We start from the raw sequence: 13,143 nt of genomic DNA, 5'->3' as shown, positions 1-13,143 counted from the left end.
AAAAGCACGACATGTAGCAAGGTGCAAAATAAGATTAAGGATGTGAAGAAGAACCCGTTTATAGTTTGGCCTCTGAACTATAGCGCCGGGAATTTAGACTGTTGCTGCCAGCCTTGAAGTTGTTTTAATGCTTCAGAGGGAGTATGCACCGGCAGCTGGCAGGTTTTGTTATAGCACACATAAATAGTGGTTTTGCCATCCACAGGAATTTTGTCTGCCAGGAGCGGGAGTTTACTTTTATAGTTGCTGCCCATCAGGATCATATTTGGCAGGTAAAATACGCTAAGCTCTTCCCGCATCTGGGTTACCTGCTTGCCAACTATAGCTACTTCGGCAGTTGGAGTAAGCTTGTTATAATATAAAATTGCCCAGTTACTAAGGTGCGATGGCTCTTTAGTGATTAACGGGATCATGGTATTCAGCATTTTATCTGCTACCTGCTGATAAGTCTCATTATCGAAATAAAGGCCCAGCAAGTGCAGGTTTATAGCCATTGCAGAGTTAGATGACGGAATTACGTTATCGAAAATCTCTTTTTTGCGGGCGATAAGCTTTTCAGCAGTCTGGTCTGTAAAATAGAACATACCCTCTTGCTTATCCATAAAGTTCGATAAAGTATAATCCGTAAAACGCTTTGCCTGGTTAAGCCATTCTTCGTTAAAAGTTACTTCATATAGGCGTATCAGGGCTGCTACCAGCAGCGCATAATCTTCCAGGAAGCCATCTATAGTTGCTTTGCCGTTTTTATAGTTGTGGCACAGTTTATTTCCTTCTCTGATCTTCTCAAAAAGGAAGTCTGCATTTTTAAGTGCCAGGTCCAGGAAATGCTTCTCACCAAAAACATGGTATGCATCTACCAGGGCCTTCAGCATCAGTGCATTCCAGGAGCAAAGTATCTTGTCATCCAGCGCCGGTCGTATGCGTTTGGCACGTACTTTCATCAGCTTCCTTTTCCATTCCGCTACCATTTCCTGCAGTACTTCCAGTTCCAGCTCATTGTCCCTCGCAAATGTTTCGTCACTTTCCTGGCGGTGCAGTATGTTTCGGCCATGCTCAAAATTACCGGCTGCCGTAACGTTATAGTATTTAGAGAAAAGTGGCTCCTCGTCTTTCAGTATCTTTTGCAGATCATCCCGGGTAAATGTGTAAAATCTGCCTTCTTCGCCTTCACTGTCCGCATCCAGCGACGAATAAAAGCCATACTCTTCACTCATCAGCTCACGCTCTACAAACGCTATAGTTTCGTAAACCACCTGTTTGTAAAGCGGATCTCTGGTCACCTGATATGCTTCGGCGTATAGAGTTACAAGCTGGGCATTATCATACAGCATTTTCTCGAAGTGCGGCACCAACCAGTCAGCATCAACAGCATAACGCGCAAAACCGCCACCTACCTGGTCGTAAATACCGCCATAAGCCATTTGGCTAAGGGTAAGGTTTACCTGTGCCAGGGCTGTTTCGCTTTGTGTATGATGAATGTAGCGCAACAGGAATAAAAAGTTGGAGGGCATCGGGAATTTGGGAGCCGGCGAAAGTCCGCCTTTGATCTTGTCGAAGCGCTTGCTCAGGTTGAGGTATAGTTGCTGTAGCTCCTCCTCTGATACCTGCTTATCGCTCTGCTTTAGGCCGTACTTTTCCAGGTCGCTTACATTCAGGTGCTCTACAAATTGCTCAGCAGTCTCGTCCAGTTCCTGGCGGTTCTCTTTATAGGCGTTGGCTATGTTTTGCAGCAGTTGTGCCCATTGCTGTGGCGCAAAATATGTTCCGCCATAAAAAGGCTTTGCTTCAGAGGTCAGGAAAACATTTAGGGGCCACCCGCCTTGCAAACCCATGGCATGAACCGCATCAATGTAAACAGCATCTACATCGGGGCGCTCTTCCCGGTCAACTTTTATACAGATAAAGTGCTGGTTCATGATATCGGAAATTTCCTGCCGCTCAAAAGACTGATGCTCCATAACGTGGCACCAATGGCAGGCAGCATAGCCGATACTTACCAATATGGGCTTATTCTCCTGTTTAGCCTGTTGCAAAGCTTCTTCGCCCCATGGGTACCAGTCCACGGGGTTGTAGGCGTGCTGTAACAAGTAGGGGCTGCTTTCTTTAATAAGCCGGTTTGGTTTCCTGTCTGATAAAGCTGTTTGCGCTGGTGGTGTCATACTTTATTTTACGGGCTTCAGCTACTTTGTTGTTAAGCCAGCAACAAATTAAGTTGTCAGCTGCCGGCGTAGCTCAAGTTCTTCCGACCCGGTGGCAATGTTATAGTTGGCAGCCAGCTGCTGTAGTTGGGCTATAGTTTTGGTAATAAAGGCCTGATGGGCTTCTGTGTTCGGGTGAAACGGGCGATGGGCCATAGCGCTTCTTATCTTTTCCCAGGCAGGTATAAACTCCTGGAAAAGCGGGTCCAAATAAGCAGATGCAAATTTTTGCCAGATATAGTCTTCAGCAACCGGAGTAGGGTGCAGCATATCCGGGCCGTAAAAGCGGTAGTCACGCAGGTCATCCAGCATGATCTCATAAGCCGGAAAGTACAGTACATCTTTGTAACGCTCGGTTATAATATGTGTGGCCACCCGGAGTATGGATTTACTAACACTGTTTGTTGGCAGTGTTTCTTTTAGATGGCGCACCGGGCTGACAGTAACTATAGTTTGGAGCTCGGGATTAAATTTTTTGAGCGCCTGGTAACAAGTCTCCAGGCTATAGTTGATCTCCTCTATAGTTAATAATGTTCTGCTGAATTGCTTCGCGGGTAATTTGTGGCAGTTGGCAACTATAGTTCCGGTATCGGTGAGTTTATAAGATACAGCAGTGCCAAATGTAATGATCAGCAGCCTGGCATTTTTAAGATGCTCGCGTGTTTGTGTGATCCGCTGGGTTATCAGGTGCAGCAGCTGGTCTTTGTTAGGGGAGGAGAGAGACGAATGCAGGTCGTAACTATACCAGATACCATCGCGCTGTATCAGGCTTTGCTCCAGGTTTAAAGGCTCGCCGGCAACTGCCTGTAACAACCGGCACACTGATACCGGGTTAAATATTGTTCCGAAAGGGTTTACCAGTACATCAGCTTTAAAGTCTTTCAGTTTTGTGCCGATAACTTCTGCAAAGCACGAACCTATCGTTACTGCTTTGTCGTGCAGACTCAGATTCAGGCCGGATGCAGGTAGCGTTATTTCGGTACGGAACATAGTATGGTAATTTGTTTTGCTGCTAAAACTACAAACTATAGTTATAAGTTATAGGTATGTACAGGCATAAAAAAAGCGCCCCGAATAACTTCGGGGCGCTTTTATATAAACTATAGTTCTGATTACTCAGATACTACGTTGAATTTAACGGTGTGCTTCACTTCTTTGTGCAGGTTGATAGATGCAGTATATTCACCTGCAGTTTTCACATCCTGATCAAAAGAGATACGCTTACGGTCTACATCAAATCCTTTAGCCTTAAGAGCCTCAGAAAGTTGGTTTGTAGTTACTGAACCGAAGATCTTACCAGTCTCACCAACTTTAGCCGGAATCTCAAGTGTGATGTCACCGATGCTGTTAGCCAGTTCCTGTGCGTCGTTCTTGATTTTATCAGCTTTGTGAGCAGCCTGACGGATGTTCTCAGCTACCATTTTCTTGTTTGCTTTGTCAGCGATAACTGCAAGACCCTGAGGGATCAGGTAGTTACGGCCATAACCAGGCTTTACATCAACTGTATCGTTTTTGTAGCCTAAGCCTTTAACGTCATCTTTAAGTATTACTTCCATCTCTAGTCCCTCCTTATTTTAAAGAATCTGTTACATAAGGTAAAATCGCCAGGTGACGAGCTCTTGCAACCGCCTGAGCTACTTTACGCTGGAACTTAAGGCTGGTACCAGTTAATCTTCTTGGAAGAATCTTGCCCTGCTCATTTACAAATTTCAGGAGGAAGTTACCATCTTTGTAATCGATGTACTTAATACCGCTCTTCTTGAAACGGCAGTATTTCTGACGATTCTCCTGCTTGTGTACTCTTTCGTTAACTAAGCTCATTATCCTTTAACCTCCTCTTTTTTAGCTTGTTTGAACTCGCCATTTCTTCTGCGCTCGTTATAAGCAACTGCGTGCTTATCCAGTACAGTGGTCAGGAAGCGAACAACTTTCTCGTCGCGGCGGTAAGTCAGCTCAAGCTGATCTACAACTGTTCCGGGAGCCTTAAACTCGATTAGATGATAGAAACCAGTTGATTTCTTCTGGATTGGGTAAGCAAGCTTACGTAGACCCCAGTTCTCCTCGTGGATAATGTCGGCGCTATTTTCCTTAAGCACCTGTCTGAACTTCTCGACCGTTTCTTGCATCTGCACCTCGTTCAACAGAGGAGTCAGGATGAAGACCGTTTCGTAATTTTTTAATTCCATTCTCTAGTAGAATTTTTTGATTTAGCTCGCAAAATTACAGCTTAGTATTTTTAAAACCAAAAGTTTACGCGATAAATGTAGCTGAGCCAAAAGAATAGTTAGCCTATAGTTATAGGCAGGAAAGGTATATTATATAAATAAGGCGTAATATTGGTTTTTGAAGAAGGTGTTTAAATTAATAAAAACTTGCATTAAAAACTAATAACACAGTATGCAAGTATACCCACAGGTAATTGTACTAAAACCAAGCTGAAATTAGACAAAACAAACCAGGATTTATTAGTATGAAAGGCCTAGTAATTTAAAATGATTCTAAATAAAAAGCCTTAAAAACGGAAATAAACGATATTTTGACTGTTCGAGGTCTGGAAACCAACTACCTATGCATAAGGTTCCAAAAATAAAAAGTATCTGTTTGAATAATGGAAATCGCATAGTAAGTTTGTGCCCGAAAAGTAAGTTCACCATTATACTAAAACGCAAGTGATGATGGCTACGATTAGCTGTATACTTAAAACTACACACAAGATTTTTCTTGCCTTCTTGTTAACTCTGGCTGTAACCTTCGGGACACAGGCGCAGGATAGCGAGCAGGCGGAAATAGCTACTAAAGGAGTAGAGCCAGGTTCTACTGAAGGTGCTGAAACAGGTTCTGCAGATCCTGCGATTATTGACGCTGGTGCTGCTTTATTTAAAAATAACTGTGCCGTTTGCCACTCTGCAGGTAGCGATGTGATTGTTGGTCCTGGTTTAAAGGGCGTAACAAAGGCAAGAAGCGAGAGCTGGCTGATCAGCTGGATTAAAAACTCTCAGGCTCTTATTCAGTCAGGCGATGAGCATGCTGTTGCTATTTACAATGAGTACAACAAGCAGGCAATGCCTTCTTTTGCTTTCTCTGACGATGAGATCAAATCTATCTTAGCATATGTTGATGCGCAGGCTAATGTAGCAGCTGCCACACCAACCACGGTTGCAGGTCCGGAAGGAGCTACACCGGGTGAGAATGTTGGTACTGATGCAATAGGTGCTGTTGGCGGTTATTTAGATATTATATTAGTAGTACTTATAGTTGTGCTGATCGTGTTAGTGGTAACACTTTTACTGATCTCTTCACTGCTTAAAAACTACTTAAACAAGAACCGTGAACTTGCTGAAGACGATAGAGAAATCGTAAATCAGCGTTTCGACTTCTCTAAGATCTATAAGTCTAAAGCGGTTCGTACGCTGGTACTGCTGATCTTTGTAGTGGTATTGCTGGACCTGAGCCTTGATAAGGTAATGGGTATTGGTATACAGCAGGGCTATGCTCCTAAGCAGCCGATCGCTTTCTCGCACAAACTACACGCAGGTGAGCACCAGATCGATTGTAACTACTGCCACTCAACTGTTTACGAAAGCAAGAGTGCTAGTATTCCTTCGGCTAACATCTGTATGAACTGCCATAGCCAGATCAAAAAAGAGTCTCCTGAGATTCAGAAGATTTACAAGGCTATTGAGCGTAACAAGCCAATCGAGTGGGTACGTATCCACAACCTGCCTGATCTTTCTTACTTTAACCACTCGCAGCACACACAAGTGGGTGGTGTAGAATGCCAGACCTGCCACGGACCTATCGAGGAAATGGATGTTGTTTATCAATATTCTCCACTTACGATGGGCTGGTGTATCGACTGCCACCGCGAAACACCGCTGAACACTCAAGGAAACGCATACTATGATAACCTTGTGAAACTACACGAATCTTCTTCTAAAGGAGCGTTCACTGTAGCATCAAACGGGGGTACAGAGTGTTCTAAGTGTCACTACTAAGCAGTCAATTTTAATCTGAATATTCGAGTTTTCTAAACATATTATGCAAGACAGAATAAAATACTGGAAAGGAATTGAGGAGTTAGAAAATACTCCGGAGTTCGCAAAGCATGCTCATAATGAGTTTCCAGAATTCCTGCCAGTTGGTGAAGGCAGTGGCCAAGAGACCTCAGGAAGTGGTAAAACACACCGCAGAGACTTTCTGAAGCTATTAGGTTTCAGTGTTGCTGCTGTATCGCTTGCTTCGTGCGAGGCGCCGGTAAGAAAAGCAATTCCTTACCTAAACAAGCCAGTGGATGTAGAACCAGGAACAGCTAACTGGTATGCCTCTACTTATTATCTTAACGGAGATTACAACAGTATTCTTGTAAAGACCCGTGAGGCACGTCCGATCAAGATCGAGCCAAACCCTACGTCTGCACTTACGCCAATTGGTACAAGTGCAAGAGCGCAGGCTGCAGTACTAAGCGTGTATGATAACAACAGACTTCGTACACCATTATTAAAAGGAAAAGAAGCTACATGGGAGCAGGTTGACAAAGAGATCGCTTCCCGTTTAGGTTCTGTAAGTGGCAAGGTTGCTATAGTTTCGTCTACAGTAATTTCTCCATCTACCAAGCAGCTGATCAATGAGTTCGGTTCACGTTTCGGAAACTTCGAACACGTAGTTTACGATGCCACCTCTTCATCAGCATTACTAAGCGCTAACAATGGTGTGGTTCCTGGCTATGATTTCAGCAAGGCAAACATTATAGTTAGTATCAATGCAGATTTCCTGGGTACCTGGTTAGCGCCGGTTATCTTCTCGAAACAATATATCACAAACAGAAAGTTATCTGCTGACAAGAAGGATATGTCGCGTCACTATCAGTTCGAGACAATCATGTCGCTTACTGGTGCTAACGCCGATATCCGTGTTCCAATCAAGCCATCACAAGAGCATGCTGTCGTTTCAGCGCTTTACAGTGCCATTACAGGTGGTGGTGCAGCTGGCTCAGTAGAAGGTATCGATTCTAAAGCATTAGCAAATGCTGTAAAAGATCTTAAAGCTAATTCAGGCAAGGCACTTGTTGTTTCTGGCTCTAACGATCCTTCAGTTCAGGCAATGGTTGCTGCCATTAATAACTCTTTAGGAGCTAATGGTTCAACTATAGACGCTGCTACTCCTTACTTTGTAAAGCAGGGTAACGATGCGCAGATGATCCGCCTGATCAATGAAATGAACAATGGCTCTGTTGGTGCTGTGTTCTTCTATAACGCAAACCCTGCCTACGATCACCCGCTTGCTGACAAAATTGCTAGTGGCCTGAAGAAAGTAGGCTTGAAAGTAACGTTTGCTGAGCGTCTGGATGAAACTGCAGCGTTGGCAGATATCGTGGCGCCGGATCATAACTTCCTGGAGTCATGGAACGATTACGAACCTAAGAAAGGCTATATCAGCTTAGCTCAGCCTGTTCTTTCTCCGATCTTTACTACCCGCCAGATGCAGGATTCCCTGTTAACCTGGAGTGGTAACTCAACCAGCTACTACGAATACATCCGCAATAACTGGAGGAAAGTATTGACTGGTGACTTTAATAAAGCCTGGGAGCAGGCAGTGCATGACGGTGTATTGCAGAATGGTAGCAGCATGCTTGCTGTTAGCAATACCTTTACTCCGGCAACTATAGGTGCATCAAACGTTAAAGCAGCTGCAGGTGCTATCGAGGCTGTTCTTTACGAAAAAGTAGCTATCGGTTCTGGCGTAGAAGCTAACAACCCATGGTTACAGGAAATGGCTGACCCTATTTCTAAAGCGACATGGGGTAACTATGTAGCTATGCCACGCAAGATGGCAGAAGAAATGAAGCTTGAGCAGGGTACTGTTGTTAAAGTAACGTTAGCTAACAATTCAGTTATCGAACTTCCGGTACTTGTACAGCCAGGTCAGGCACAGGGTACTGTTGGTATTGCAATGGGTTACGGTCGTACTACAGATTCAATGCCGGTTGCAAAAGGTCTGGGTGCAAATGCATTCCCGATTGCAACTGTAGCAAACAACAGCATTTCTTATACAAGCCCTGTTAAAATAGAAAAAACCAACGCTACATCTGAAATTGCTCAGATGCAGACACACCACACGATCATGGATCGTCTGGTAGTGCAGGAAAACACGTTGGCTAAGTATAAAGAGAATCCTAAAGATGTAACGGAATACATTCGCATTGCAACACATGAAGGCCCTGCGAAGCCGGCTACTATCTCACTTTGGGATGATTATGAGTACAAGAACCACCATTGGGGTATGGTTATCGACCTTAACTCATGTATTGGTTGCGGCGCTTGTACGATAAGCTGCCAGGCTGAGAATAACATTCCGGTTGTAGGTAAAGCTGAAGTTCTGATGCGTCGTGAAATGCACTGGATGCGTATCGATAGATACTATAGCGCAGTAGAGCACGAGGCGAAGGATTATGAAACGATGGAAGATCCGGCAGAAAACCCTTCTGTTATTTTCCAGCCGATGCTTTGCCAGCACTGTAACCACGCTCCGTGTGAAACTGTTTGCCCGGTAGCTGCAACAATGCACAGCTCTGAAGGTATTAACCAGATGGCTTACAACCGTTGCGTAGGTACACGTTACTGTGCTAACAACTGCCCTTACAAAGTTCGTCGCTTTAACTGGTTCGCTTATTCTAACAACGATAAGTTTGACTATACCATGAATAACGACCTGGCTAAGTTTGTACTTAACCCGGATGTTACGGTTCGTGGACGCGGTGTGATGGAGAAATGCTCTTTCTGCGTACAGCGTGTTCAGCTTGGTAAGTTAGAAGCGAAACGTGAGAACAGAAGACCTAAAGATGGTGAAATCGTAACTGCCTGTGCACAGTCTTGCCCTACAGAAGCGATTGTATTCGGTGATATGCTGGATAAAGAAAGCCGTATCTCAAAGGTTCTGGCACACGAGAAAGGTGAGCGTGCCTTCCACGTACTGGAAGAACTTAACGTTCAGCCAAACGTGACTTACCTGACTAAAATTAGAAACTTAGCTTAAAAATAAAATTCGAGAGAATTATGCAGCATGTATCTCCGATAAGAGAGCCTCTGGTAACAGGGGGGAAAACATACCACGACATCACACAAGATGTCTGCAGACAAGTAGAAGCGAAGCCTAACATCCGTTGGGCTGCCGCTCTTGCTGTTGCCCTGGTAGGCCTCGCTATATTTTTATACTCTGTTTACCGCACCCTATGGTATGGTATCGGTGAATGGGGATTGAACAAAACAGTAGGTTGGGCATGGGATATCACCAACTTCGTGTGGTGGGTAGGTATTGGTCACGCCGGTACGCTTATCTCAGCTATCCTTTTACTGTTCCGTCAGAAGTGGAGAACTTCTATTAACCGTGCAGCCGAGGCGATGACTATCTTCGCCGTAATCTGCGCCGCGATGTTCCCGGTACTACACATGGGCCGTCCTTGGTTAGCTTACTGGGTTTTACCATTGCCAAACACCTTTGGTTCGCTTTGGGTAAACTTCAACTCTCCGCTGCTTTGGGACGTGTTCGCTATTTCAACGTATTTCTCTGTATCGTTAGTATTCTGGTACATTGGTCTTATTCCTGACTTTGCAACCATCCGCGACAGAGCAACCGGTCCTATAGCAAGAAGAGCTTACGCGGCTTTATCAATGGGCTGGACAGGTTCAGCAAAAGCATGGTCACGTTACGAAACAGTTTCTTTGATCCTTGCTGGACTTGCAACGCCACTGGTACTTTCTGTACACACGATCGTATCCATGGACTTTGCAACGTCTGTAATCCCAGGCTGGCACACAACAATCTTCCCTCCATACTTCGTGGCAGGTGCGATCTTCTCAGGATTTGCGATGGTGTTAACCCTGATGATCATCACCAGAAAAGTATTCTTCCTGGAAGACTACATCACACTGGAGCACGTGGAATCAATGAACAAGGTAATTATCCTGACAGGTTCTATCGTTGGTATTGCTTATACAACTGAGTTCTTTATCGCCTGGTATTCAGGTGTGGAATATGAGCAGTATGCCTTTATCAACCGTGCTTTCGGACCTTATTGGTGGGCTTACTGGTCAATGATGACCTGTAACGTAATTACGCCGCAGTTATTCTGGTTCAGAAAGATCAGAAGAAGCCTTACAGCTACATTCATCATCTCTATCTTCGTAAACATCGGTATGTGGTTCGAGCGTTTCGTAATTATCGTTACCTCGCTGCACAGAGATTACCTGCCATCTTCATGGGCTATGTTCTCTCCGACGATCATCGATATCGGCGTATATGTAGGTACAATAGGGTTGTTCTTTACACTCTTCCTTCTGTTCTGTAAGTTCTTCCCTGTTATTAACATGGCAGAAGTAAAAGCGATTCTGAAGTCATCTTCGGGCGTGAATCACCCTCATAACTCACATGCGAAGTCTATGCATGGCACTGCACCTGAGTCTAACACTAATACACATCATAGCAATGAATAAGAAATTTGTTTTAGGTATCTACGATGATGAAGATGTGCTTTTAGAAGCCATCGAAAACGTACGGGCTGCCGGTACTAAGATTTATGACGTATTCTCGCCATACCCTGTACACGGCATCGATGATGTATTAGGTATCAAGCGTTCCAGGCTTCCGATCGTAGCATTTTTCTGCGGTCTTATGGGAACATCGTTTGCGCTCTGGATGCAGATCTGGATGCTGGGTTTTGACTGGCCAATGATCATTGGTGGTAAACCACACATCGCTATCCCGGCATTTATACCAGTAACTTTTGAGTTAACGGTACTTTTCTCTGCTTTTGGTATGGTGATCACATTCTTTATCGTGCAGCGCCTTAGACCATCTTTAAAAGTGAATGTTTTCGACAAGCGCTCTACAGACGACAAGTTTGTTATGGCCATCGAAGTTAAGGAAGGCGTAACTGATATGTCAGCACTAAATAACCTGCTTCGTACAAACGGCGCTATCGAAGTTAACGAGAAGGAGGTAATCAAGTAATGAAAAACTTCATGAATATTGGCGTAAAAGCCTCTGCTGTACTCTTCTCTGCTGCAATGCTGGTAGCCTGCAGTAACGAGCAAGACCCAGGTCTGGAATATGCACCAGATATGTATCATTCTATACCTCTTGATCCATATTCACAGATTAAAGAAAATAAGTTCAACCCGGGCGGTATGAACATGCGTCAGCCTGCAGTTGGAACTGTTGCACGCGGCAAGCAGGGGTATAATATGTATCTTTCAGCTGATAATGCTGAAGCTGCAGGTGTAGAACTGGTAAATCCATTGGAAAGAACCAGTGCAAACTTGGCAGAAGGTAAGATCCTTTATACACGTTTCTGCTCGCCATGCCATGGTGAACAGGGTGATGGTCAGGGCTTGGTTGGTCAGAAGTTCAAAGGTGTGCCTTCTTATACAGCTGGCAGAGTAGCTGAATTACCGGGTGGACATATCTTCCACGTTATCACAAACGGACGTGGCAGAATGATGCCTCACGGCTCACAGGTAGACCCTAACGAGCGCTGGAAAATTGTGATGTATGTTCAGCAGTTGCAGAAAGGCGAAACAGGAACAACTGTTGAAGGAACCGAAGCTGCAGCAGATACAACTTCAGCACAAACAGAAACAGCAACACCTAATAATTAAGACTGAAGCATTAATTTTTGAGAATAATGACAGAAGAAAGACTCATTATACCACGAAAAACGAATAACAAGTTTTTCTTAATGATAGCCATAGGTGTTGTCCTGTTAATAGCAGGTATACTGTTAATGGCTGCCGGTGGTGGAGCGGAACATGGTGAAGGACATGGTGAAGCTGCAGCTGCAGGTCACGAAGCTGCTTCTTGGACGAAGCGCTTGTTCATAAACCTTTGGTTAAATAACGTATACTTTACAGGTATTGCACTTGTAGGTGTATTCTTTGTTGCTGTTCAGTATGTGGCATATGCAGGCTGGTCAGTTCTTATCAAGCGTATCCCGGAAGCCTTGGGTTATTTCTTACCTATAGGTGGTATTATCATGATTATAATATTCCTTATTGGAGGACATGATATCTTCCATTGGACGCATGAATACCTTTACGATGTAAATGATCCGCGTTATGACCCAATCATTTCCGGAAAATCAGGTTACCTGAACTTTTGGTTCTTCCTGATCAGAATGATTCTGTTCTTTGCACTATGGATATTGTTCTTTAACTGGTTAAGAAGAATGTCTATCAATGAAGACCTGCATGGCGGAACATCTTTCTATCATAAGAGCATTACTGTTTCAGCTATGTTCCTGGTAGTATTTGGTGTATCTTCTTCTATGGCTGCCTGGGACTGGGTATTGTCTATAGATACACACTGGTACTCTACTATGTTTGGTTGGTATGTGTTTGCAAGCTGGTTTGTAGCTGGTTTAGCCGCTATCACACTAACAGTAGTTTTCCTGAAGCAGAATGGTTACCTGAAAATGGTTAACGCCAATCACCTGCATGACTTAGGTAAGTTTGTATTTGCGTTCTCTATCTTCTGGACATATATCTGGTTCTCTCAGTTCATGCTGATCTGGTATGCAAACATTCCGGAAGAATCGATTTACTTCTTAGAGCGATTAGGGCCAAACTATAAGTGGGTATTCTTTGTGAACCTTCTTGTTAACTTTGTGTTCCCGTTCCTGGTGTTGATGACAAGAGATGCCAAACGTCAGATGATTATGCTTAAGATTGTAATGATTGCAATTCTTATTGGTCACTGGTTGGATTTTTACCTGATGATGATGCCGGGTACTATGCGCGGAGATGCGGGTATCGGTTTCATTGAGATTGGAACAACACTTATCTTCTTAGGAGTATTCTTACTGGTATTTACGAAAGGACTTACTAAAGCATCTCTGGTACCGGCTAATCACCCGTTCCTGGAAGAAAGTATACACCATCACGTTTAGAGATAA

Annotated in this window: 11 protein-coding genes; 6 read left to right on the top strand and 5 right to left on the bottom strand. The window is 44.1% G+C overall.

All coding sequences use genetic code 11. The features are described 5' to 3' along the window. Positions 1-77: 77 nt before the first annotated feature. The 5 genes from KYK27_RS01940 to rpsF all read right to left on the bottom strand — a co-directional run bounded on the left by KYK27_RS01940 (position 78) and on the right by rpsF (position 4,384). Entirely contained in the window at positions 78-2,159 is a 2,082-nt protein-coding gene (locus tag KYK27_RS01940; RefSeq protein WP_199108377.1) for a thioredoxin domain-containing protein, read from the bottom strand. A 48-nt stretch (positions 2,160-2,207) separates the two neighbouring features. Then, complete coding sequence (locus tag KYK27_RS01935) at positions 2,208-3,188, bottom strand: GSCFA domain-containing protein (protein WP_199108376.1); 981 nt, start codon at positions 3,186-3,188, stop codon at positions 2,208-2,210. A gap of 122 nt (positions 3,189-3,310) precedes the next feature. Continuing rightward, complete coding sequence (gene rplI, locus KYK27_RS01930; protein ID WP_199108375.1) at positions 3,311-3,754, bottom strand: 50S ribosomal protein L9; 444 nt, start codon at positions 3,752-3,754, stop codon at positions 3,311-3,313. 13 nt (positions 3,755-3,767) lie between these two features. Then, positions 3,768-4,019, bottom strand: a complete 252-nt coding sequence (gene rpsR, locus KYK27_RS01925) for a 30S ribosomal protein S18 (RefSeq protein ID WP_068838643.1) — start codon at positions 4,017-4,019, stop codon at positions 3,768-3,770. Further along, positions 4,019-4,384 carry a 30S ribosomal protein S6 gene (gene rpsF / locus KYK27_RS01920; RefSeq protein ID WP_199108374.1) on the bottom strand — a complete coding sequence of 122 codons (366 nt, stop codon included), beginning with the start codon at positions 4,382-4,384 and terminating at the stop codon, positions 4,019-4,021. Before rpsF ends, rpsR begins: the two co-directional genes overlap by 1 nt. A 489-nt stretch (positions 4,385-4,873) precedes the next feature. Between rpsF and KYK27_RS01915 the strand changes: the two genes are divergently transcribed. From KYK27_RS01915 to KYK27_RS01890, 6 genes are read left to right on the top strand one after another with little or no spacing between them, the layout of a single operon-like run. Next, positions 4,874-6,193, top strand: coding sequence for a cytochrome c3 family protein (locus KYK27_RS01915; RefSeq protein ID WP_199109190.1), 1,320 nt, complete (start codon positions 4,874-4,876; stop codon positions 6,191-6,193). A gap of 43 nt (positions 6,194-6,236) precedes the next feature. Continuing rightward, positions 6,237-9,230, top strand: a complete 2,994-nt coding sequence (locus KYK27_RS01910) for a TAT-variant-translocated molybdopterin oxidoreductase (RefSeq protein ID WP_199108373.1) — start codon at positions 6,237-6,239, stop codon at positions 9,228-9,230. Between the two features lie 20 nt (positions 9,231-9,250). Then, the gene (gene nrfD / locus KYK27_RS01905) at positions 9,251-10,687 is read left to right on the top strand and encodes an NrfD/PsrC family molybdoenzyme membrane anchor subunit (RefSeq protein WP_199108372.1); all 1,437 of its coding nucleotides are present in this window, start codon (positions 9,251-9,253) and stop codon (positions 10,685-10,687) included. Further along, positions 10,680-11,204: a DUF3341 domain-containing protein gene (locus KYK27_RS01900; protein WP_199108371.1), complete on the top strand. Its 525-nt coding sequence runs from the start codon at positions 10,680-10,682 to the stop codon at positions 11,202-11,204. The genes nrfD and KYK27_RS01900 overlap by 8 nt, the downstream gene beginning before the upstream one ends. After that, positions 11,204-11,851 carry a c-type cytochrome gene (locus KYK27_RS01895; protein WP_199108370.1) on the top strand — a complete coding sequence of 216 codons (648 nt, stop codon included), beginning with the start codon at positions 11,204-11,206 and terminating at the stop codon, positions 11,849-11,851. The genes KYK27_RS01900 and KYK27_RS01895 overlap by 1 nt, the downstream gene beginning before the upstream one ends. A 26-nt stretch (positions 11,852-11,877) precedes the next feature. Beyond that, on the top strand, positions 11,878-13,137 hold the full coding sequence (locus tag KYK27_RS01890) for a quinol:cytochrome C oxidoreductase (RefSeq protein WP_199108369.1): 1,260 nt from the start codon (positions 11,878-11,880) through the stop codon (positions 13,135-13,137). Positions 13,138-13,143: the final 6 nt, after the last annotated feature.

This window comes from Pontibacter populi (genome assembly GCF_019336435.1).
In the GTDB taxonomy this organism is placed as follows: domain Bacteria; phylum Bacteroidota; class Bacteroidia; order Cytophagales; family Hymenobacteraceae; genus Pontibacter; species Pontibacter humidus.
This window is presented reverse-complemented; position numbering and strand designations above follow the sequence as displayed.